Raw genomic sequence first — 21591 nt, forward strand, 5'->3', positions numbered from 1 at the left:
GTCGCGGGCAGGGCTTGATCGGTCACGCGTGTCCCCTCATTCGTGCCCGGCCGTCATCCGGCCGGTCCATCAACCCAATCGGCTCGCGTCGCGCAGGGCAACCCGACTCGCCGTGCCGTCAGGACGCGACGGTCACCGGCTCATCCTCGCGACGCACCACGCGGACCTGCGAGATCCGGCGCCGATCGATCTGCACGACCTCGAGCACGCCGCCCGGCACCTCCACCTGGTCGCCGACGGCCGCGAGACGCCCGAGGCGCTCGGTCACGAAGCCCGCGACGGTCTCGGAGGACCCGCGCTCGAGCGCCAGCCCGGTGACCTCTTCGAAGTCGGTGAGGTTGAGCCGGCCGTCGACGAGGCCGTCGACGACGTCGATGCCGCCGGACGTCGTCTCGGTGTCGTATTCGTCGAAGATCTCGCCCACGACCTCCTCGATCAGGTCCTCGAGCGTGACGATGCCGTCGGTGCCGCCGTACTCGTCGATCACCACGGCGATGTGATCGCCCTGGGCGCGCATCCCGGTGAGCGTCGCGAGGACGGTCGCGGTCGAGGGCACGTAGGCGATCGAGCGGGTGATCGAGGCGAGCGGACGCGCGGGGTCGCCGTGGACGGCGTCGTAGAGGTCGCGGACGTGCACGAACCCGACGATGTCGTCGATGGAGGCGTCGCGCACGGGGTACCGCGAGTACGGCTGATCCGCGACCGTCTGCACGGCGTCACCCACCAGGCCCGCGGCGTCGAGCGCGATCACCTCGGGCCGAGGCCGCATCACCTCGCTGACCTGGCGGCCGCGGAGCGAGAGCACGTCGTCGAGGATGCGGCGCTCGTCCTCCGGCAGACCCTCGTGGCTCGAGACGATGTCGCGGAGCTCCTCGTCGGTCATCTCCTCGCCCGTCTTGTGCGGATCGCCGCCGAGGAGGCGCACGAGCGCGTTCGTCGAGACCGAGAGCAGCCAGATGACAGGGCGCATCAGCGAGGCGAACCCGCTGAGCACCGGCGCCACAGCGTACGAGAACTGCGCGTTGCGCTGGATGGCGAGCCGCTTGGGCACCAGCTCGCCGAGCACGAGCGACAGGTAGGCGATCACGAGCGTGAGCGCGATCGTCGCCACGGTCGAGGCGGCCGACTCCGGCAGCCCCCATCCGATGAGCACCGGCACGACGGACGGCGCGATCGACGACGCCCCGTACGCGGCCGAGGCGAACCCGGCGACGGTCACGCCGATCTGCACGGCGGAGAGGAAGCGGTTCGGATTGCGGGCGAGCTCGGCGACCTTGCCGCCGCGGCGCCCACGCTGTGCGAGGGCCGAGATCTGACTGTCGCGGAGGGTGACCAGCGCCATCTCGGTGGCGGCGAAGACACCGCCGATGAGCACGAACACCACCACGAGGACGATGTTCAGGAGGAGATCGCCGTTCACCGGCGGGCCTCGACTGTTCGGGTTGCGCCCGGGGTCACCCGGGCGCCGGGACTATGGCAGTCGGACGTCTGTTCGGCTGTGCGCGTCATGCTCATCGACGGTAGCCGGACTCCATTTGAGCCGGCTGTGTCCCGTCGTGCCCCTCGCCCGCCGCCGGAAGACCTCAGGCGTCGGCCGGCACCTTCACGACGAGCGACCTCGAGTCGACCCAGGTGCGGATGGCCGTGGCCTTGCCGAACCCGTCGCCGTCGAGCTCGATGTCCTCAGGGCGAGACAGGCGCATCGTCAGCCGACGGCCCTTCAGGTAGTTGAGCGCCCGGATCTCGCGCTCCCCGTTCGAGAGGAAGCGACGGCCGGCCGACGTGCGACGCAGGACCCCGTTCTCCCAGAACACCTTGAGCGTGATCTGCACCCAGCCGATGAAGCCCTCGGGCCGCAGCACGACGATGTCGAACTCGCCGTCGTCGATGGCCGCCTCGGGCAGAAGCAGGATGTTCGCCGGCAGTGACCCGCAGTTGCCGATCATGATCGTGTGCGCTCGCACGGTACGCGCCGGGGTGTCGTCGAGGCGGTAGCGGAACCGGAGCTCGTTGCGGTCGCGCAGCACCTGCACGATGGCCTTGACGTACGCGAGCCATCCCGCCTTCGCCTTGAGATCGTCGTCGGTGTTCGCGAGCATCTTCGCGTCGAGTCCGAACCCGGCCATCACGAGGTAGGCGTACCGTGACACGTCGCCCCCCTCGTCGCGGATGTCGATGACACCCACGTCGATCGGGCGGTCGTCGCCGCGGAACGCCGTGGAGATGGCGTTCACCGGGTCGCCGAGCGTGAGATCGAGGTTGCGGGCGAGCAGGTTGCCCGTGCCGGAGGGCAGCAGCGCGAGCGGGATCCCGGTCCCGCGCAGCTCCTGCGCCACGGCGCGGACGGTGCCGTCGCCGCCGGCCGCGATGACCACGGCGGCGCCACGCTCGATCGCCTCCCGCGCCTGACCCGGCCCCGGGTCCTCCTGCGAGGTCTCGAGCCAGAGCGTCTCGGCCCAGCCGGTGGCAGCCTCCTCGGCGGCCACCGCCGCCTTCAGAGCGTCGAGGTCGACCTTCACCGGGTTGTAGATCAGCGCCGCGAACCGTGCTTCAGTCACGCGTCCCCCTCAATTCGTCGGATTCTCCCCCACTGTGCCCCGTCCGACGATGTCCCGCACCTCCTTGACGTCACCGATCCACCACCGGCACGCGTCCGCGAGCACGGCGGGGTGCGACGGGTCGAGCGCCTCGAGCGCCACGGCCACCTGTCCGGGCGTGAGGCGCCTGGCCAGGGTGATGTGCGGGGTCCACGCCCCGGGCTGCGAGTTCGGCACCGCTCCCCCGACGCGCTTCGCCACCGTCCGGTGGAGCTCGACGAGCTCGGGCGAGACGACGAGCGCCCGCACGAGCACGAACCGTCCGCCCCGAGCGCCGAACAGGAGCAGGCCCGAGAACGTCAGCGTCGCGGGAAGCGCGCCCGCCAGTTCCGACGCCAGCAGATCGGATTCGACCTCCAGCACGTCTCCCGCGGCGAGGGTGACGTGGGGGCGGTTGGTCGGTCCCGTGTGGTCCGCGAGGCTGGGCAGCCCGGCCTCCGAGAGCCGGGCCCAGTCGAGTCGCACCGCCGCGTCACCCTCCTCATCGAGGGTGAGCTCCACGCTCCTCATCGTCGCCGCCGGAGGCGGATGGGGCCGCGGACCGAGGACGGGTCGACGACCTCGCCGTGCTGGGTGATGTCGACCTCGCCCTCGGCGACGAGACCCCGTGCCGCCTCTCGCACGTCGTCCATCCGGTCGCGCCAGTGCTCTCCGCCCGCGGCCCGAGCGGCGTCGGACGGGCAGATCGTCGCCCCCTCCGACCTCTGCTCGAGCAGGTCGAGGATGACCTTCCGCCAGTCGGGATCGTCGTGTGCCACACGTCCATCACACTCCCTTCGGCGCCGACCGCGACCCGGTAGAGTGGACCCCGGCTGCGCAGGCGGCCTCATCGACGACGAGGAGCAACATCGTGAAGGACCCGGTCGCGCAGGAGACCCCCGGTGGCAACGTCGTGGCGACGCCGCTCAAGGGCCTCATCTTCGTGCTCTTCTGGCTGATCGCCATCGCGCTGTGGATCATCGCCCCGAACATCCAGTGGGCCGAGCTCGGCGCCTTCCTCATCGACACCGGCATCGTGTTCGCCTCGGTCGGCTTCGCCGTCACGGCCGTCACGTGGCCGCGTCCGCTCCGCAACACCCTGGTCTTCGGTGTGCTCGCGATCGCCGCGTTCGCGGTGGGCGACTTCCTCGACATCACCGCGCTCTCCTACACGCTGCGCATACTCGTGCCGTTCGTCGCCCTGCTGGCGGCGCTCTACGGCGCGATCAACAAGGTCAAGATCTTCGCCGCCGCCTGATCAGCCCCCGACCTCGACGAGCACGCGGGGCAGCTCGGGCAGCAGCTCCCGGGCGAGGTACCCCAGCGGACCGACGCCCACCGAGAGCCGGTCCCCCGCCGCCGCATGGCCGTAGGTCGCCCAGACGGCGGCCTGCGCCGGGTTGCACCCCCGCGCGGCCAGTCCCGCCACGGCGCCGCCGAGCACGTCCCCGCTGCCCGACGTCGCCAGGCCGGATGATCCCGTGCCGACGCGCCACACCTCGCCTTCGACCGAGGCCACGACGCCGTAGCAGGTGACGGCGGCCCCGTACCGATCGGCGATCTCGAGCACGTCCGCCGCCTCGTCGTCACCGGGATCGCGGCCGAGCAGGATGCCCGCCTCCTGGCGGTTGGGCGTGAGGATCAGCCGGCCTCGCACCTCCTGCACCTCGTCGACCAGACCGGGCAGGGCCCCGAGACCGAAGGCGTCGACGACCACGATGGCCTCGTCGCTCACGGCCCGGATGACGCTGAGGACCGTCGCGGCGGCCTGGTCGGCGTCGTCGAGTCCCGGCCCGACGAGCACGCAGTCGGCGCTCTCGAGATCCGGCACGGCCGGGCCGAGGTCGCCCCCGACGATGTGCCCGTCGTCGGTCTCGAGGAGGAACGCGACGCCGCACTCGGGCAGCGCGATCGACAGCTGCGGCGCGACCGAGGCCGCGGTGGCGACGGTGAGGCGGCCCGCTCCCACCCGCAGCGCGGCCTCCGCCGCGAGCGCGGCCGCCCCCGGCGATCGCCGGGCGCCGCCGACCACGACCACCTGGCCGCGGCCGTACTTCGAGTCGCCCGCTTCAGGGAGCGGCCACGCCCTCAGCAGGTCGGGTGTCACCACCTGCTCAGTGGATGTCGGCATCCTGATCACCTCCGTGTTCGGTCGCCGTGACGCCCACCCGCTCGAGGTGCTCGGCATCGGCGAACACGCCCACGCTCCAGCGTCCTTCTCCGGTGGGGCGCACGAGTCGGGTGACGGTCGCGTTGCCGACCGTGTGATGGTGGGCGAAGTCGAGGAGCTCCTCCTCGGCGAGGCCGTCGCAGACGTAGAGGAAGAGCATGATGACGGCGTCGTGCGCGACGACGAGCGAGACCCCGCCGTCGTCGGTGTCGTCGAGATCGCGCAGGAACGAGCGGATGCGGAGCGCCACATCCGCCCACGACTCGCCACCCGGTGGGCGGTAGTAGAACTTGCCGAGCCACCGCCGCCGCGCGGCCTCGTCGGGGAATCGGACGTCGACGCCGAGCGAGGTGAGCAGGTCGAGCACGCCGAGCTCGCGATCACGGATGCGCTCATCCTGGCGGGGTTCGAGGTCGAGCCCGGCCTCCGCCAGGGCGGCACCGAGGGTCTGGCGGGCGCGGACGTAGGGCGACACCCAGGCCGACGTCGGCACGCCCTGATGCGCGTTCTCGCGGAGCCAGACGCCGACCGCCCGGGCCTGCTCGATGCCGAGCTCCGACAGCGCCACGTCGGCGTCGCGCGCGGGCGCCTCGATCACCTCGGCCCCGGATCGCTCCGCGTGCATCGCGGCCACGTTCGCCTCGCTCTCACCGTGCCGGATCAGCCACAGCTCTTTTGAACCCATGGTGACGACGCTACGACGACGTCGTGAGCCCGGCACCGGGGTTGCGCTCAGTCGGCGAGTGCCAGACCCCACAGCCGCCGAGCGGCCTCCGGGAGCCGCCGCTCGCTCGACACCGCGATCGCGACGGCGAGCTCCGCGTCGAGTCCGGTGACCTCGACCCACGGGAGCGGTTCGCGTCGATCGACCACGAACCGCGGGAGGAAGGCGGCCCCCAGCCCGTTGCGCACGAGCTCGGCCGCATCCGCGATGTCGTTCGTCTCGAACCTGACGGTGCGGCTGAGCCCCGCCTGCGCGATCCTGCGGTCGACGATGGTGCGGTTGCCGAACCCGCTCGGGAAGTCGATGAGCGCCTCGCCCACGGCGTCGGCGAGGCTCACCCTCGACCGCCCGATGAACCGGTGACCCTCGGGCAGGGCGAGCACCAGCGGCGACGCTGCCAGGGTCTTCGACCGGATGCTCGCCTCGAGTCCGGTGCCCGCCGCGAGGAACGCGACGTCGATCTCGCCGCTCCGCAGCATGTCGGCGAGGCCGCTGGTGCCGTGAGGGGAGGTCAGGAGGCTGATGGCGACATCGCCGTGCATCCGCCCGAAGCGCCCGAGCAGGCGCGGGATGTCGTAGAGGGTCACCGAGGCCATGAAGCCGATGCGCAGTGATCCGGTCACGCGGCCCGCCGCGTCGGCCACCGCATCCTTCGCCGCCTGCGCCGCGTCGAGGAGGTCGATCGCGCGGGGCACCAGGGCCTCCCCCGCCGGCGTGAGCACGATGCGCCGCGCACTCCGGTCGAAGAGCTCGAGACCGAGCTCGCGTTCCAACCCCTGCACGGTCGCCGAGACCGCGGACTGCGCCGTGTGCAGCGTCTCCGCGGCGCGAGTGAAGTTGAGTGCGCGGGCGACGGCGAGGAAGGTCTCGATCTGGCGGATCTCCATGCACTCCATCATCGCAGAAGACGATCGTCGCCATCGTGTATCAGCGTTGGACACGATCGAAGACAGCGCGCATCCTTGCAGGGTGACTTCGACCCTCCCCACCGGCAGCCTTCCCTCCCAGACGTCCGTGCCCGCGCGCGCCACCCTCCACCGCCCGCGTCGGATCGGCCACGCCTCCGGCACCTGGGTGGTCGCCTTCGCCTTCCTCTCGGCCATGGCGTTCTCCGTGGTGCCGACACCGCTCTGGCCGGTGTACCAGCAGCAGGACGGGTTCTCGACCTTCGTCATCACGATCGCCTTCGCGGCCTACGCCGTCGGCGTCATCCTGAGCCTGTTCCTCCTCGGTCACGTGAGCGACTGGGTGGGGCGGAAGCGCATCCTCGTGCCCGCTCTGGCGATCGAGGTCGTGTCGGCCGTGGCCTTCATCGTGTGGAACGACCTGCCCGGGCTGCTGGTCGCGAGGGTGCTCTGCGGCATCGGGATCGGGATGATCACGGCCACCGCCACGGCGCACATCACCGAGCTCTTCACGCGGGCGCACCCCGGCGCCGATCCGTCGCGCGCCGGCCTGCTGTCGACGGGCGCGAACATGGGCGGCTTCGCGATCGGCTCGCTCGTCTCCGGCCTGCTCACGCAGTTCGTCGCGTTCCCCCTGGTGACGCCGTACGTGGTCTTCATCGTCGTGCTGCTCGGCGCCCTGGTGGGGATGGCACTGGTGCCCGAGACCGTGCCCGCGGGCACCTCGCGCCCGTACCGGCCCCAGCGGATCGCGGTGCCCCGTTCCGGTCGGGGCGCGTTCTTCGCGGCGGCCGCCATCGCGTTCGGCGCGTTCTCGGTGTTCGGACTGTTCTCGTCGCTCGCCCCGGTGCTGCTCGCGGGACGCCTGGGCATCACCGATCGCGCCGTCTCCGGTGTCGTGGTCGCGCTCGTGTTCGGGTCGGCCGCCGTGAGCCAGCTGCTCGTCGGACGTCTGGCGGCGTCACGTCAGCTCGCGCTCGGCACCGCGCTCCTCGTCCTCGGGCTGGCCGGGGTGACCACCTCGCTCCTCGCGTCATCGCTCGCCCTCGTCATCACGGGCGGGATCCTGGCCGGCGCCGGCGCCGGCATCCTCTTCAAGGCCAGCCTCGCCACCGCCGGGCGCCTCGCCTCGCCCGCGCACCGCGGCGAGACCCTCGCCGGCATCTTCCTCGCGGGGTACCTGGGGCTCGTGGTGCCCGTGCTCGGCATCGGGATCGCTGTGCTCAGCGTGCCGCAGAGCGCCGCGGTGCTCGGCTTCGCGGTCGTCGCCGCCGCGGTCGTGGTGCTGGGCGTGCTCGCGCTGTCGCGTCGCCAGGCCTGAGCCGCCTGCCGCCTGCCGCCGCCCGCGGCCGTGCCGTGCCCGCCGGGGCGCGGGACGGCCGCGCTCAGCGGAGCGGCTCGTCGCCCGCCAGCGCGACCGCCACGGCGAGCGTCGTCGGATGCACGATCGGCGCCCAGTGCCCGCCGATCGGCAGCCGGATGTTGTCGGCTCCCGGCAGCTCGCTGCCCTCGGGCACCAGCGGATCCTGGGCGGGGTAGATCGACGTGATCCGGGAGTTGACCTCCGCTTCGGCCACCAGCAGCTGCGTGACCGGGTCGTTCGCCCGGAAGGCCCGCAGCGCCCGCGAAGGCGCGATCGTGGCGAGACGCGACCCGGAGAACGGCGTCGCCACCGCGAGCATCCGCGTGATCCGCTCGGCGGGATCGAGGAGGACCATCGCGTACTTGCCGATCAAGCCCCCCTTACTGTGGGCCACGACGAAGACGTCCTCGAGGTCGAGCCGCTCGACGATGCTCATCACCAGCTCGGCGGAGTCGGCGATCGGCCTGCTGTTGTGCGCGAGGTCGGGCAGCACGTGCACGGGATGGCCGCGCTTGTGCAGCAGCCGCACCAGCGGGAGCATGAACCGCCAGGTCTCGTAGACGCCCGGCACGGCCAGGACGGGGCGCCGGGATCCCGACGCGAAGTCGTCAGGCGACTCCAGTCGCAGGACCCCCTCCGCCTGCAGCCGGGCCGCGGTGGCGAGATCGCGGGCCAGCCAGGCCGCCGATCGCACCAGATCCGTCACCCTCCCAGCCTGCCCCTCCGAGGTCTCAGCGCCCACTGCGGCCGCCGCAGGGATGGGCAACCGGGGCGGAGTGTGCCTACCGTGAACGGCATGAGCAACATCAGCGAGTCCACCCGCCCGCTCTCCCCCTCCGACCGGTTCGAGCCGCTGCGCGCGATCGTCACCGGATCCGACTCGGGCATCGGCCGCGCCACGGCCATCGCCCTCGCCGAGGCGGGACTCGACGTCGGCATCACGTGGCACAGCGACGAGGGAGGCGCCCAGGACACCGCCGCCGAGGTGCGGGCCCGCGGCGGCCGCGCCGTCGTCGCGCAGCTCGACACCACGGATGCGGCGGCCGCGGGTGTGACGATCGACGAGCTGGTGCGCGAGCTCGGCTCCGTCGACGTCTTCGTCAACAACGCGGGGATGGGATCGGCCGCGCACTTCCTCGAGGTCGACGTCGAGCAGTGGGACACCGTGATCGCCGCCGACCTGACCGGCGCGTTCGTCTGCATGCAGCGGGCCGCGCGTCACATGGTGGAGCAGGGCTCCGGCGGACGGATCATCGGCGTGACGAGCGTGCACGAGCACCAGCCGCGGGTGGGGTTCAGCGCCTATGACGCCGCGAAGCACGGGCTCGGCGGTCTCCTCAAGACCATGGCGCTCGAGCTGGCGGAGTTCGGCATCACCGTGAACGCCGTCGCGCCCGGCGAGATCGCGACGCCCATGAACGACATGACCGAGGAGGAGGCGCTCTCGACGCACCGGCCGGGCATCCCGCTCGGACGCTCCGGCACCTCCGCCGAGATCGGCGCTGTGGTCGCGTTCCTGGCGAGCCCGGCGGCGAGCTACGTCACCGGCGCGAGCATCGTCGCCGACGGTGGCATGCTGCTCATGGGCCCGCAGGGCGGTTCGCACATCGTCAGCGACGAGTGGCGCCGCGCCTGACGGCCGCCACTGCTTGAATGGGCGGATGCCCCTTCACTACGAGGACTTCGAACCGGGTCAGGAGTTCATCACGCCCGGGCGCACGATCACCGAGGCCGACGTCGTGTCGTTCGCCGCGTGGACGGGCGACAACAACCAGGTGCACACCGACGTCGAGTTCGCGTCGCGCACCCGCTACGGCCGACGCGTCGTCCACGGCATGCTCGGCGCGTCGCTGTGCCTCGGGCTCATCTCGCGCACGGGCGTCTTCGAGGGCAGCGCGGTCGCGCTCCTCGGCATCGACGGGTGGCGCTTCACCGCCCCGGTGTTCATCGGCGACACCCTCACCTGCACGGTCCGCATCCAGGGGATGCGACTCACCTCGAGCGGTACCACGGGCATCCTCGAACGTGTGGTGACCCTGCGCAATCAGCGCGACGAGGTCGTGCAGGAGGGGGCGGATGGACCTCATGGTGCTCACCCGCGACGCTGCGATCGACTGAGCGGGCGCCGCGCCTCCCGCCCTACCTCTTCGGGTCGTGCGGCGGGTTCGCGATCACCGGGTACGCTCCCGTGTAGCCCTCGCGGCGCCGCGCCGCCTCGAGGATCCTCCCCCGGTAGACGAACCAGCCCACGATGAGCAGCGGGATCACGACGACCAGCGACGAGATGGTGAACGTCCCGACCGGGTAGTCGAACGCCATAAGCACCAGCACGGCGAGCAGGAACACCAGCGTCAGGTACGACGTGAACGGCGCCCCGAAGAGCCGGAACGACGGGCGCGTCAGCTTGCCCTGCTTCGCCCAGCGCTGCAGCTGGATCTGGCAGAGCACGATCGTGGCCCAGCTCGAGACGATGCCGAGGGCCGAGACGTTGAGCACGATCTCGAAGGCCTGCTCGGGCAGGACGGCGTTGAGACCGACCCCGACCAGGGCGATGGCGACCGTGAGGAGGATGCCGCCGTACGGCACGCCCGCCTTGTTCATCCGCGACGTGAAGCGGGGAGCCGCGCCGTTGAGCGACATCGAGTGCAGGATGCGTCCCGTCGAGTACAGGCCGGCGTTGAGGCTCGACAGAGCGGCGGTGAGCACGACGAAGTTCATCACCGAGCCCGCGATCGCCGCCGCCTCGGGCGAGCCGATGTGCGAGAAGAACGTCACGAACGGGCTCTGGTCTGCCGAGTAGACGGTGGAGGGGAGCAGCAGCGCGAGGAGGAGCACCGAGCCCACGTAGAACACCGCGACCCGGATGATGACGGAGTTGATGGCCCTCGGCATCACCTTCTCGGGGTTCGGGGTCTCCCCCGCCGCCGTGCCGACGAGCTCGATCGCGGCGTAGGCGAAGATCACACCCTGCACCATGACCACGGCTGGGATGATCCCGTTCGGGATGAATCCGCCGTTCTGGGCGAGCATCGTCAGACCCGTGGGCCCGGCATCCGTCGGCCAGCCGAATCCGAGGAAGACCGCCCCGACGATCAGGAAGGTGACGAGCGCCACGACCTTGATGAGGGCGAACCAGAACTCGAGCTCGCCGAACACCTTCACCGAGACGAGGTTGACCGTGAGCACGAGGGCCAGAGCGATGAGCGCGAGAAGCCACTGGGGCACATCGGTGAACACCGACCAGAACTGCACGTAGAGCGCCGCGGCGGTGCAGTCGACGATGGCGGTCATCGCCCAGTTGAGGAAGTACATCCACCCCGAGACGAACGCCGCCTTCTCGCCCAGGAACTCACGGGCGTACGAGACGAACGATCCCGACGACGGGCGATGCAGCACCAGCTCCCCCAGCGCGCGGAGGATGAGGAACGCGAAGAAGCCGCACACGGCGTAGACGACCACGAGCACAGGTCCCGCCGCGGCCAGACGGCCGCCGGCGCCGAGGAAGAGCCCGGTGCCGATGGCCCCGCCGATCGCGATCATCTGCAGCTGACGCGGCTTCAGTCCCTTGTGGTAGCCGGCCTGCTCGGCGGCGAAGCCCGAGGCGTCCTCAGGGGCCTTCGTCGCTGCAGGCTCCTGACCCTGGGCTGGACGCTGCTCTCGCTCGTCGGTCATCGCTTCTCCTCCGGCGCACGCTCGTCTGCGCGCGCCAGGTCAGCCTAGGACCTGGCGCGCGCAGAGCGCGGGAAGAGGAGCGGCGGCGCAGGCGTGCCGCGACGATCGACGGTCAGTGCCCCATGGCGGGGGCGCCGCTGTCGGCCGGACGCCGGACGAAGAAGGCCGCCACGATCCCGAACAGCGAGATGACCGCGCCGTACGTGAACGCCGTGGCGATGCCGTCGGCTTGAGCGGACACGGCGTCGGCGCCGGCGGCGCCCTGCGTGGCCGCGACGACCGACATCACCGAGATGAACAGCGCCGTCCCGGCCGCTCCGGCCACCTGCTGCACCGTGCCCACCACGGCGCTGCCGTGCGAGTACAGCGACGGACGCAGCGAGCCGAGGCTCGCCGTGAACAGCGGCGTGAACATGAAGGCCAGCGCCGCGCTCAGCCCGATGTGGGCCAGCAGCAGCGCCCACCACGGCGTCGAGACCGACACCTGCGTGAGCGACCACAGCACCGCGCTCAGCACGATCGACCCGGGGATGAGGAGCGGCCGCGGACCGAACCGGTCATAGAGCCTTCCCACCACCGGGCTCAGCAGACCCATGAGCAGGCCGCCGGGCAGCAGGAGCAGGCCGCTCGCGAGGGTGTCGAGACCCAGCACGCCCTGCATGTAGAGCGGCAGGAGGATGATCGTGCCGAACAAAGCCATCATGCTGATCGCGAACATCAGCACCGAGACGGTGAAGGTGCGGTGGGTGAAGGTGCGCAGGTCGAGCAGGGCCCGATCGGAGCGCTGCAGCACGAGCTGGCGCACGACGAACGCGGCCAGCGCGACCCCGCCCACCACGAGCGGCACCCACCCGGGCATGCCGCCGGCGGCCGACTCGCCGAGGCTCGACAGCCCGAACACGAGGCCGCCGAAGGCGAAGGCCGAGAGCACGACCGACAGCACGTCGATCGGCACCCGCTTGGGCACGGTGACGTTCTGGATGCGCATGGCGCCGATCACGAGCGCCGCGACCGCGATCGGGAGCACGAGGATGAACATGAAGCGCCACGACAGCGCCGACAGGATGAGCCCCGAGATCGTCGGCCCGATCGCCGGCGCCACGGAGATGACGATCGAGATGTTGCCCATCGTGCGGCCGCGGGTCTGCGCGGGGACGAGCGTCATCACGGTGGTCATGAGCAGCGGCATCATGATCGCGGTGCCGAGCGCCTGCACCACGCGCGCGACGAGCAGCACCTCGAAGCCCGGAGCCACCGCGGCGACGAGCGTGCCGAGGCTGAACAGCGCCATCGCGGCGATGAAGACCTGACGGGTGTGGAACCGCTGGATGAGGAAGCCGGTGATCGGGATGACGACGGCCATGGTGAGCATGAACGCCGTCGTGAGCCACTGCGCCGCGTTGGCCGTGATCTGGAAGTCGGCCATGAGGTGCGGCAGGGCGACACCCATGATCGTCTCGTTCAGGATGACGACGAACGCCGAGACGATGAGGATGTTGATGACGAGCCGGTTGCGGCCGGCGTGGCGCTCGTCGTCGGGGGCGTCGAGCTCGGCGCCGGCGAGTCGGCTGTCGGGCAGGGTGCTTTCAGTCACTGAGGAGTGTCCCGTCGCTGGAGGCGTGAGAAGAGGAGAGGAAGGGGAACAGGGAGGACAACCTGCCGGACGGGGACGGAATTCCGCGACACACGCATCCGGCACCGAGGTCAGCGAGAGAGAAGCATGTGAACAGTGTACACATCTCACGGACGAGCGCCAGCCCCCGTGAGGCCTGCGCCCTCAGACGCGACCATATGGAAGACTCGACCAAGGCCGCTGCCGTGCCTGTCCCCCTCGCCGAGAGAAAAGCCTGATGACCGACCATCCCGACCGCGCCGAGGTCGCCGCGCGACTCGCCCTGGCCGCGGGTCGCCTCAACCGCCGCATCCGCTCCTCGGGGGCCGACATCACCCCGGGGCAGCTGTCCGCGCTCGCCACGATCGCGCGCTTCGCCCCCATCCGCCCCGGCGACCTCGCCCGCGCCGAGAAGGTCGCCGCCCCCACGGTGACGCGCATCCTCGCCGACCTCGAGTCCCGCGGCTACGTCTCGCGCACCGCCGACCCCGACGACGGACGCTCCTTCTTCGTCGAGACCACCGAGCTCGGCGCCGCCGAGGTGCAGAACGCGCGCTCCGCGCGCGCCCAGCGCGTGCTCGAGGTCTTCGAGGAGCTCGATGATGCCGAGTACGCCACCATCGCCGCCGCGATCGAGGCGTTCGAGAAGGCTGCGGGCGTCAACTCCCCCGAACTGACCGAGTAGCCGCCGCTTCGCGTCAGGCGACCGGGTTCGACAGGATGCCGATGCCGTCGATCTCGATGTCGACGCGGTCACCCGCGACGATCGGACCCACGCCCGCGGGCGTGCCGGTGAGGATCACGTCGCCGGGCAGGAGGGTGAACACCGCCGAGGCGTACTCGATGACCTTCGCGACGTCGTGCACCATGTCGGTGAACGGCGCATCCTGCTTGAGCTCGCCGTTGACGCTCGAGCGCACGCGGGAGGTCGAGACGTCGAGGTCGGTCTCGATGAACGGGCCGAGCGGGCAGGAGGTGTCGAAGCCCTTCGCGCGGGCCCACTGCCCGTCGGACCGCTGCCAGTCGCGGGCCGACACGTCGTTGCCGACCGTGTAGCCGAAGATCACCGCGTGGGCGTCGGAGGCGCGGACGTGGCGGGCGACGGCGCCGACCACGACGGCGAGCTCACCCTCGAAGTCGACCTGCTCGGATCCCCTCGGGCGCACGATCGTGTCGCCCGGCCCGATCACCGAGGTGTTCGGCTTGAAGAACAGCATCGGCTCGGCCGGCACGTCGTTGCCGAACTCGGCCGCGTGGGCGCGGTAGTTGCGGCCCACCGCCACCACCTTCGAGCGCGGGATCACGGGCGCGAGCAGCTTCGCGGCGGCGAGGGGAACGCGCTCGCCCGTGGTATCGAGGCCGGCGAAGAGCGGGTCGGACTTCAGGACGACGAGCTCCTGCTCGTCCTCGTCGAGGATGCCGAAGTCGATGGCGCCGTCGTGGCTGAACCGCGCGACCTTCATGCGCCCGCCCCCGACCCGGCGTCTGCGCCCGCTCCGGGCTCGTCGAGACGGGTGAGCCAGCCGTGACGGTCGGGGATGCGACCGTACTGGATGTCGGTGAGCTCCTTGCGGATCGACATCGTGAGCTCGCCCGCCTGGGCGTTCTCGTCGCCGATCGTGAACTCGCCCGACTTCAGCGCGGCGACCGGCGCGATCACCGCGGCGGTGCCGCACACGAACACCTCGGTGATGAGCCCCGACTCGAGCCCCTCGCGCCACTCGTCGATCGTGATGTCGCGCTCCTCGACCTCCATGCCGCGGTCTCGGGCGATCTGCAGGATGCTGTCGCGGGTGATCCCCTCGAGGATCGTCCCTGACAGCCGCGGGGTCATGATCGTGTTGTCGCTGCGCACGAAGAAGATGTTCATGCCACCGAGCTCGTCGATGTGCGAACCGGTCTCGCCGTCGAGGAAGAGCACCTGCGCGCAGCCGTGCTCGTAGGCCTCCTGCTGCGGCAGCAGCGACGCGGCGTAGTTGCCGCCGCACTTGGCGGCGCCCGTGCCTCCGCGGCCGGCGCGCGAGTACTCGGTCGACAGCCAGATGGAGATCGGCGCGACACCACCCGAGAAGTACGCCCCGGCGGGGCTGGCGATCACGTAGTAGCCCACCTTCTGCGACGGGCGGACGCCGAGGAACGACTCGTTCGCGATCATGAACGGGCGGATGTAGAGGCTCGTCTCGGGCGCGCTCGGCACCCAGGCGCCGTCGATGGCGATGAGCTGCTTGAGCGACTCGATGAAGTCGTCGACGCTCAGCTCGGGCAGCGCGAGGCGGTGCGCGGAGCGCTGCAGGCGCTTCGCGTTCTCCTCGGGGCGGAACGTCCAGATCGAGCCGTCCTCGTGCCGGTACGCCTTGAGTCCCTCGAAGATCTCCTGCGCGTAGTGCAGCACGGCGGCGCTGGGGTCGAGCTGCAGCGGTCCGTAGGGGACGACGGAGGCGTTGTGCCAGCCGTCCTGGATCGTCCAGTCGATCGAGATCATGTGATCGGTGAAGTGCTGGCCGAACCCGGGGTCGGCCAGGATGACCTCGCGCTCCGCCTCCTCCCGAGCATCGGTCGAGGGGGTGAGCTCGAACCTGAGGGGGAACGTGGTGGTGTCTGCGAGGGTCATCATCTTCTCCTGCAGCCGGGGCTGCGTCGGTGGGTCAGTCGAGTGCGGAGGCCGACGTCAGGGCCGAGGCGATCGCGTCGCCGATCTCCGTCGTCGTGCGTGCGCTGCCGTCGCGCGACTCGATGTCGGCGACGACCGCGTCGCGGACGCGGGTCGCGGCCTCCGCCAGACCGAGGTGGTCGAGGAGGAGGGCGACCGAGAGGATCGTCGCGGTCGGATCGGCCTTCTGCTGGCCGGCGATGTCGGGGGCGGATCCGTGGACCGGCTCGAACATCGAGGGGAACGTGCCGTCGGGGTTGATGTTGCCCGAGGCCGCCAGTCCGATCCCGCCGCTGATAGCGCCCGCGAGGTCGGTGAGGATGTCGCCGAAGAGGTTGTCCGTGACGATGACATCGAACCTAGCAGGATCGGTGACGAGGAAGATCGTCGCCGCGTCGACGTGGAGGTAGTCGACGGCCACATCCGGGTAGTCGGAGGCCACTCTGTTCGCGGTGGACTGCCACAGCGACCCCGCGAAGACCAGCACGTTGGTCTTGTGCACGAGGGTGAGCCTCTTCCGCCGCTTCTGCGCGGCGTCGAAGGCGTAGCGCACCACACGCTCGACGCCGAAGGCGGTGTTGAGCGAGACCTCGGTGGCGACCTCGTGGGGTGTGCCCTTGCGGAGCGAGCCGCCGTTGCCGACGTACGGTCCCTCGGTGCCCTCGCGGACGACGACGAAGTCGACCGGTCCGTGCTCGGCCAGGGGGCTCGGCACTCCGTCGTAGATCACCGTCGGGCGGAGGTTGACGTAGTGGTCGAGCTCGAAGCGGAGCTTCAGCAGCAGACCGCGCTCGATGTTCGCGTCCTTGAGGCGCGGGTCGCCCGGGACGCCGCCGACGGCGCCGAGGATGATGGCGTCGTGCTCCTTGATGGCGGCGAGATCCGCCTCTGTCAGCACGTCGCCCGTGGCGAGGTAGCGCGCGGCGCCGAGCTCGTACGTGGTCTTCTCGAAGACGACGTCGTCGGGGGCGACGGCGTCGAGCACCTTCACCGCCTCGGCGACCACCTCGGGTCCGATCCCGTCGCCGGGGATGAGTGCGAGCCGAACGGTGCGTGCCATGCTCCCGATCCTATCGCTCGGGCTTTGTCCGCTTCTCCGTCGCTTCGCGAGCGATTCGCGACGGAGAAGCGGACAAAGCCGGGCGGAGGCGGGCTCGGGTCAGGACTCGACGATGTCGATCTCGTGCAGACTGTCGGCGTCGATCGCCTCGCGCACCTCGTCGAGGATCTCGGAGGGCACCGGGCTGTCGACGGTGAGCACGCTGAGCGCCCTGCCGCCGGCCTCGGTGCGGGCGATCTGCATGCCCGCGATGTTGATCGAGGCGTCGCCGAAGCGCTTGCCGTAGACCGCGACGATCCCCGGACGGTCGGTGTACAGCATCACGATGAGGTGCGCGGCGATCGGCACCTCCACGTCGTAGCCGTTGATCTCGACGATCTTCTGGATCTGCTTCTGGCCGGTCAGCGTGCCCGACACGGAGATCTGCGAGCCGTCGGCGAGCGCACCCACGAGCTGGATGACGTTGCGGTACTCCTCCGACTCGGTCTCGGCGATGAGGCGCACGGTGACGCCGCGCTGCTCCGCCAGGAGCGGGGCATTGACGTACGAGACCGTCTCGCTGACCACGTTCGTGAAGACGCCCTTGAGGGCGGCGAGCTTGAGCACGCTCACGTCGGAGGCCGCGATCTCGCCGCGCACGATCACGTCGACGCTGGTGAGCGGACTGGTCGCGAGGCCGGAGAACACCTGGCCGAGCTTCTCGACGAGGGGGATGCCGGGACGGACGTCCTCGGCGATCACACCGCCGGCGACGTTGACGGCATCCGGCACCAGCTCGCCCGAGAGGGCGAGGCGGACGCTCTTCGCGACGGAGACGCCTGCCTTCTCCTGCGCCTCATCGGTCGAGGCGCCGAGGTGCGGCGTGACGACCACGTTGGGGAGCGCGAGGAGCGGGCTGTCCTTCGGCGGCTCCGAGACGAAGACGTCGAGGCCGGCGCCCGCGATGGTGCCGGACGTGAGCGCCGCGTGCAGCGCATCCTCGTCGATCAGCCCACCGCGAGCGACGTTCACGATGAACGCGGTCGGCTTCATCAGCGCCAGCTGCTCGGTGCTGATCATCCCCGTGGTCTCGGGCGTCTTCGGCATGTGGATGGTGATGAAGTCACTCTGCGCGAGGAGCTCGTCGAGCGTCACCAGGGTGACGCCGAGCTGCTGCGCGCGAGCGCTGGTGACGTAGGGGTCGTAGGCGATGACATTCACGCCGAACGCCTGCAGGCGCGCGGTGATGAGCGCGCCGATGCGGCCGAGGCCGATGATGCCCACCGTCTTCTCGTAGAGCTCGACACCCGTGTAGGCGCTGCGCTTCCACTGACCCTGCGCGAGCGCGTTGTGCGCGGCCGGGATGTGACGGGCGAGGCTCAGGATGTGTCCGACCGTGAGCTCGGCGGCCGAGATGATGTTGGAGGTGGGCGCGTTGACGACCATGACGCCGGCCGCGGTGGCGGCCTTGATGTCGACGTTGTCGAGCCCGACGCCCGCGCGCGCGATCACCTTGAGGCGCTTCGCCGCGGCGATCGCCTCGGCGTCGACCTTGGTGGCCGAGCGGACGAGGATCGCGTCGGACTCCGCGAGCGCCTCCAGCAGCGCCGGACGGTCGGTGCCGTCGACGGAGCGCACGTCGAAGTCGGGCCCGAGGGCGTCGACGGTGGCGGGTGAGAGTTCTTCTGCGATCAGCACGACCGGCTTCGACACGCGCGGTTCCTTCGGTTCTGCGGCACGGGGAGACGGGCCGCGCCGCGTGCTGCCGTTCCGGGCGTACGTGCGCCGACCCTCCCCCACCCTAGTGCAGGCGAGAATGGGCGGATGGACGCTGCGACCTGGGACGTCATCCTCTGGATCCTGAGGGGTCTCATCGCCCTCATCTTCGTCGTGATGGGTGTGAACCACTTCGTACCCTCCTCGGTGCGGACCATGGCGGCGATGATCCCGCCCCGTCTGCGGTCGTCGTCACCCGCACTCTCGCCGCGGGTGCTCGTCTGGTTCACGGGGGCGTGCGAGATCGCGGGCGGCCTGGGGCTGGTCTGGCCGCCGACGCGGGTGGCGGCGGGCATCGCGCTCGTGGTGTTCCTCGCGGCGGTGTTCCCGGCCAACGCCTACGCCGCGCGCCACCGCGACCGCTTCGGCGCGCTCGCGATCCCGCTCGTGCCGCGCCTCATCGGCCAGGTCGTGCTCGCCGCGCTGATCCTCGTGGTCGCACTGCTGCCCTGAGCCGTTCCATGAGGTATTCTCGTGTGATCGGCGGGTCGAGATGGAGTGACCCCTGTGAAGACCCGATACCTGGCGGCCTTGGCTGCCTGCATGCTGGCGGTGACGCTGTCACCTTCGGCTGCGTCCGCCGTCGAGTGCGACTCCGCCCGACCTGAGTGTCAGGTCGGCGGCGGATCCAGCACCAGCGTGATCTATGAGACCGCCCCCCGGCCGGCTCGCGACGTCGATCGCGGCAGCGTCCCGGTCGTCCCGAACCTGACGAGCCGTGAGTCCGACGCCTCCCGAGGCGGGAGCGGCGGCGGCAGCGGAAGCAGTGGGGGCGCAAGCAGCAGCGGCGGGTCGGGCAGCGCGGGACCCGCGCCTACGACCATGGTGAACCCTGCGCCGATGTCGAACATCCCGCGTCGTCAGGTTCTGACGGTGAGGAAGAACGGCATCAATGACTTCAGAGAGCTCAGCGAGGTCGCCATCGCTCGCACGGAGTACTTCACCAGCGCCGACGGCACGACGACCGCGACGAGCGTCACCTACTACTTCGATCAGGTGCTCGAGAGCCGATCGCGGATCCTGACCGCCATCTTCGCGACGACGGCGGGCGACTTCACGTCGTGCACGTTCGTCTCCGATTTCTCCGTGAACTGCGGACTGCGGGGCGGCGTCATGGTCTCGGGACGAGACAGGGACGACCCTGCGCCGCCGTGGCGGCTCCTGCTGCCACCGACGATGTCCGCGGCGTCCACCAGGGCGATCCCGCTCTGTGCGGGCGGGGCCTTCGACGGCGGTCCCGGGGTGGAGACGGTGATCAGCGTCGACGACCTGTACTGCGACGCGTCGCCCGCGACGACGCCGGACCGCTTGAGAGTGATCTCGTCGACCGCCGATCCGGCGTCCGCCGTGGCCACGATCGATCCCACCACCGGCGAGCTGCGCTACACGCCCACGAGCTCGGCCGACGGCACCTATACCGTGCTCACACTCGCCGCCGTCAGCAGGCTCGACGGCTTCGAGTCGTGGCCGTTCACCGTCGTGATCCGCAACCACTCCGCGCCCGAGGCGCAGGACGGGCCGGTGGTGGAGGCGATTCGAGGCACCGACGTCCAGGTGCCGATGGATCGGCTCTTCCGCGACCAGGACATCGACCGGTGGTCCGAGTACACGCACGATGTCCTCTCCGGTGAGGTGATCTCCGACGGCGCCTACGGCCACGCCGCCTTCGACGCCTCGGGAACCCTGCGGTACCACCCCATCGACGCCGTCGAGGGGAGCGCGGTCGACCGGGTGACCGTTCAGGCGAGGGACCGTTTCGGGATCCTCTCCCGCCCGGTGACCATCGAGTTCCGGATCCGCGATGTCACGCCGAGCTGCTTCAACGGCTCTGTGGAGGTCGCGGCGGGCGAGTCCGTCGTCGTCGACGTGGACTGCCGGGTCGATGGGCCCTCGGGATACCACCAGCTGAAGAACGTGGTCTACGTCCTCACCTCGACACCCTCGGTCGGCACTGTGTCCGAGATCGATCCCGACATCGGATCCTTCACGTTCACCGCCGATCCCACTCAGATCGGATCGGTGACCATCGGGTTCTCGGGCGACAACAACGGAGCGATCGGTGGAGCCGAGTACACCGTGAACGTCGTTCCTGCGTCGTGAACCCGAGCGGGGCGGTCTGACCTGTGTGTCGGCCGCCCCGCTCCGGCGACCTGCCGGTGGCCGGTCAGGCGATGGCGAGGAGGCCCAGGGAGACGACGCCGACGACGCCGAGGCCGATCAGGTAGACGACCACCCGGTGCACGATGCTGAGCCGCAGGCCGAGGAGGAGCGCGGCGAAGAACACCACGACCGGTGTCGCCGCGTAGCCGAGGAGCAGCGCCCAGATCTCGCCCGTGACGGCGATGTTGTACATCGCGAAGTTCGCCACGACGCCGACCAGGTTGGAGATGCCGCCCCAGAGGAAGAAGACGTAGACGATCGTGAAGACGCCGCCGACCACCCACGACACGGGTCGCGGCGGATGGATGAGCGGCTTCCGCTCGCTGGCGACCGTCATGTCACACCCCCATCAGGAAGGGCCAGGGCACGAGCACGAGCACGCCGATCACGAGCCAGAGGAAGCGGTAGCGGATCGGCCGCTTCTGCAGGATGAGCAGGACGCCGCCGAACCAGAGGGGCGCGGCCGCCACGGCGAGCACCTGCAGCATCCGGATGCTGAGAATGGTGAACGTGAAGCCGTCGCCGACGGGGAAGCGGCTGAAGCTGACCAGCCAGCCGATCGTGTAGAGCGCGTAGACGCCGCCGAGGATGCCCATGACGATGAGCGCGATCGAGCTCAGCGGGGCGGTCTCGCGCTCGGCGTCGGCGAGGTCGCGGGCGGCCGCGAGCTCCTCAGCCTCTTCCGCCTCCTCGAGCACGGAGCGCCCCGGTCGCGCGGCGGGCGTGGGTCGCGCGCCGGAACGCGGGGCCTGCGCGGGCGGCGTCGCGACGGAGTCGCCGGATGCGGCGGCCGCCGCGACCGCGTCGCGGGTCTCGAGCTCTTCGACGACGGTCGCGTCATCGGCCTCATCGCGCTCGGACGCGGGGCGCAGCGTGGGGTCGTCGTCTCCCGCCCAGGAGAAGGCATCGTCATCCCTGCTGCTCACCCCCTCACCCTATCCCCG

23 protein-coding genes are annotated in these 21591 nt (G+C 70.6%); 7 read left to right on the forward strand and 16 right to left on the reverse strand.

Annotated features, from left to right (window positions below):
* Positions 1 to 118: 118 nt before the first annotated feature.
* From ACFJGV_RS05140 to ACFJGV_RS05155, 4 genes are all read right to left on the reverse strand, one after another.
* A complete protein-coding gene (locus ACFJGV_RS05140; RefSeq protein ID WP_378147335.1) occupies positions 119 to 1420 on the reverse strand; it encodes a hemolysin family protein in 1302 nt (433 codons plus the stop codon).
* Between the two features lie 163 nt (positions 1421 to 1583).
* Complete coding sequence (locus ACFJGV_RS05145; protein ID WP_378147336.1) at positions 1584 to 2558, reverse strand: diacylglycerol/lipid kinase family protein; 975 nt, start codon at positions 2556 to 2558, stop codon at positions 1584 to 1586.
* A gap of 9 nt (positions 2559 to 2567) precedes the next feature.
* Positions 2568 to 3107 carry a 2'-5' RNA ligase family protein gene (locus ACFJGV_RS05150; RefSeq protein ID WP_378147338.1) on the reverse strand — a complete coding sequence of 180 codons (540 nt, stop codon included), beginning with the start codon at positions 3105 to 3107 and terminating at the stop codon, positions 2568 to 2570.
* Positions 3104 to 3355, reverse strand: coding sequence for a DUF3253 domain-containing protein (locus tag ACFJGV_RS05155; RefSeq protein ID WP_378147340.1), 252 nt, complete (start codon positions 3353 to 3355; stop codon positions 3104 to 3106). The genes ACFJGV_RS05150 and ACFJGV_RS05155 overlap by 4 nt, the downstream gene beginning before the upstream one ends.
* Positions 3356 to 3447: 92 nt before the next feature.
* On the opposite strand from ACFJGV_RS05155, the gene ACFJGV_RS05160 reads away from it, so the two are divergent.
* Positions 3448 to 3834 (forward strand): hypothetical protein, encoded by a 387-nt coding sequence (locus ACFJGV_RS05160; RefSeq protein ID WP_378147341.1) that lies wholly within the window; start codon positions 3448 to 3450, stop codon positions 3832 to 3834.
* Here ACFJGV_RS05160 and ACFJGV_RS05165 read toward each other — a convergent pair whose 3' ends face one another.
* Genes ACFJGV_RS05165 through ACFJGV_RS05175 form a run of 3 tightly spaced genes read right to left on the reverse strand, consistent with a single transcriptional unit; the run spans position 3835 to position 6357 of the window.
* Positions 3835 to 4707 (reverse strand): NAD(P)H-hydrate dehydratase, encoded by an 873-nt coding sequence (locus tag ACFJGV_RS05165; RefSeq protein ID WP_378147342.1) that lies wholly within the window; start codon positions 4705 to 4707, stop codon positions 3835 to 3837.
* The gene (locus ACFJGV_RS05170) at positions 4691 to 5431 is read right to left on the reverse strand and encodes a histidine phosphatase family protein (protein WP_378147343.1); all 741 of its coding nucleotides are present in this window, start codon (positions 5429 to 5431) and stop codon (positions 4691 to 4693) included. The genes ACFJGV_RS05165 and ACFJGV_RS05170 overlap by 17 nt, the downstream gene beginning before the upstream one ends.
* Before the next feature lie 47 nt (positions 5432 to 5478).
* Positions 5479 to 6357, reverse strand: coding sequence for a LysR family transcriptional regulator (locus ACFJGV_RS05175; RefSeq protein ID WP_378147344.1), 879 nt, complete (start codon positions 6355 to 6357; stop codon positions 5479 to 5481).
* An 82-nt stretch (positions 6358 to 6439) separates the two neighbouring features.
* On the opposite strand from ACFJGV_RS05175, the gene ACFJGV_RS05180 reads away from it, so the two are divergent.
* Entirely contained in the window at positions 6440 to 7696 is a 1257-nt protein-coding gene (locus ACFJGV_RS05180; protein WP_378147345.1) for an MFS transporter, read from the forward strand.
* A 64-nt stretch (positions 7697 to 7760) separates the two neighbouring features.
* Here ACFJGV_RS05180 and ACFJGV_RS05185 read toward each other — a convergent pair whose 3' ends face one another.
* Positions 7761 to 8444 carry an esterase/lipase family protein gene (locus tag ACFJGV_RS05185; protein WP_378147347.1) on the reverse strand — a complete coding sequence of 228 codons (684 nt, stop codon included), beginning with the start codon at positions 8442 to 8444 and terminating at the stop codon, positions 7761 to 7763.
* A gap of 90 nt (positions 8445 to 8534) precedes the next feature.
* Here ACFJGV_RS05185 and ACFJGV_RS05190 point away from each other — a divergent pair, with 90 nt between their 5' ends.
* Both ACFJGV_RS05190 and ACFJGV_RS05195 read left to right on the forward strand, forming a co-directional pair.
* The gene (locus ACFJGV_RS05190) at positions 8535 to 9374 is read left to right on the forward strand and encodes an SDR family oxidoreductase (protein ID WP_378147349.1); all 840 of its coding nucleotides are present in this window, start codon (positions 8535 to 8537) and stop codon (positions 9372 to 9374) included.
* Positions 9375 to 9399: 25 nt separating this feature from the next.
* Entirely contained in the window at positions 9400 to 9993 is a 594-nt protein-coding gene (locus ACFJGV_RS05195; RefSeq protein ID WP_378147350.1) for a MaoC/PaaZ C-terminal domain-containing protein, read from the forward strand.
* On the opposite strand, the gene ACFJGV_RS05200 is transcribed toward ACFJGV_RS05195, so the two are convergent.
* Both ACFJGV_RS05200 and ACFJGV_RS05205 read right to left on the reverse strand, forming a co-directional pair.
* Complete coding sequence (locus ACFJGV_RS05200; RefSeq protein ID WP_378147352.1) at positions 9878 to 11410, reverse strand: amino acid permease; 1533 nt, start codon at positions 11408 to 11410, stop codon at positions 9878 to 9880. The genes ACFJGV_RS05195 and ACFJGV_RS05200 overlap by 116 nt on opposite strands.
* 112 nt (positions 11411 to 11522) lie before the next feature.
* Positions 11523 to 13004 carry an MDR family MFS transporter gene (locus tag ACFJGV_RS05205; RefSeq protein WP_378147353.1) on the reverse strand — a complete coding sequence of 494 codons (1482 nt, stop codon included), beginning with the start codon at positions 13002 to 13004 and terminating at the stop codon, positions 11523 to 11525.
* A gap of 256 nt (positions 13005 to 13260) precedes the next feature.
* Here ACFJGV_RS05205 and ACFJGV_RS05210 point away from each other — a divergent pair, with 256 nt between their 5' ends.
* Positions 13261 to 13707 (forward strand): MarR family winged helix-turn-helix transcriptional regulator, encoded by a 447-nt coding sequence (locus ACFJGV_RS05210; RefSeq protein WP_378147355.1) that lies wholly within the window; start codon positions 13261 to 13263, stop codon positions 13705 to 13707.
* Positions 13708 to 13720: 13 nt separating this feature from the next.
* Here ACFJGV_RS05210 and ACFJGV_RS05215 read toward each other — a convergent pair whose 3' ends face one another.
* The 4 genes from ACFJGV_RS05215 to serA form a co-directional block, all read right to left on the reverse strand.
* The gene (locus ACFJGV_RS05215; protein ID WP_378147357.1) at positions 13721 to 14485 is read right to left on the reverse strand and encodes a fumarylacetoacetate hydrolase family protein; all 765 of its coding nucleotides are present in this window, start codon (positions 14483 to 14485) and stop codon (positions 13721 to 13723) included.
* Positions 14482 to 15633 (reverse strand): branched-chain amino acid aminotransferase, encoded by a 1152-nt coding sequence (locus ACFJGV_RS05220; protein WP_378147359.1) that lies wholly within the window; start codon positions 15631 to 15633, stop codon positions 14482 to 14484. The genes ACFJGV_RS05215 and ACFJGV_RS05220 overlap by 4 nt, the downstream gene beginning before the upstream one ends.
* A 34-nt stretch (positions 15634 to 15667) precedes the next feature.
* On the reverse strand, positions 15668 to 16732 hold the full coding sequence (locus ACFJGV_RS05225; RefSeq protein ID WP_378147361.1) for a 3-isopropylmalate dehydrogenase: 1065 nt from the start codon (positions 16730 to 16732) through the stop codon (positions 15668 to 15670).
* Between the two features lie 99 nt (positions 16733 to 16831).
* A complete protein-coding gene (gene serA, locus ACFJGV_RS05230) occupies positions 16832 to 18424 on the reverse strand; it encodes a phosphoglycerate dehydrogenase (protein WP_378147362.1) in 1593 nt (530 codons plus the stop codon).
* A 111-nt stretch (positions 18425 to 18535) separates the two neighbouring features.
* On the opposite strand from serA, the gene ACFJGV_RS05235 reads away from it, so the two are divergent.
* The gene (locus tag ACFJGV_RS05235; RefSeq protein ID WP_378147364.1) at positions 18536 to 18940 is read left to right on the forward strand and encodes a hypothetical protein; all 405 of its coding nucleotides are present in this window, start codon (positions 18536 to 18538) and stop codon (positions 18938 to 18940) included.
* Between the two features lie 387 nt (positions 18941 to 19327).
* Positions 19328 to 20587, forward strand: a complete 1260-nt coding sequence (locus ACFJGV_RS05240) for a hypothetical protein (protein ID WP_378147365.1) — start codon at positions 19328 to 19330, stop codon at positions 20585 to 20587.
* Between the two features lie 64 nt (positions 20588 to 20651).
* On the opposite strand, the gene ACFJGV_RS05245 is transcribed toward ACFJGV_RS05240, so the two are convergent.
* Both ACFJGV_RS05245 and ACFJGV_RS05250 read right to left on the reverse strand, forming a co-directional pair.
* Positions 20652 to 20984, reverse strand: a complete 333-nt coding sequence (locus ACFJGV_RS05245) for a hypothetical protein (RefSeq protein WP_378147367.1) — start codon at positions 20982 to 20984, stop codon at positions 20652 to 20654.
* Position 20985: 1 nt separating this feature from the next.
* The gene (locus tag ACFJGV_RS05250) at positions 20986 to 21573 is read right to left on the reverse strand and encodes a hypothetical protein (protein WP_378147369.1); all 588 of its coding nucleotides are present in this window, start codon (positions 21571 to 21573) and stop codon (positions 20986 to 20988) included.
* Positions 21574 to 21591: the final 18 nt, after the last annotated feature.

The organism is Cnuibacter sp. UC19_7, from assembly GCF_042699995.1.
GTDB lineage: Bacteria > Actinomycetota > Actinomycetes > Actinomycetales > Microbacteriaceae > Cnuibacter.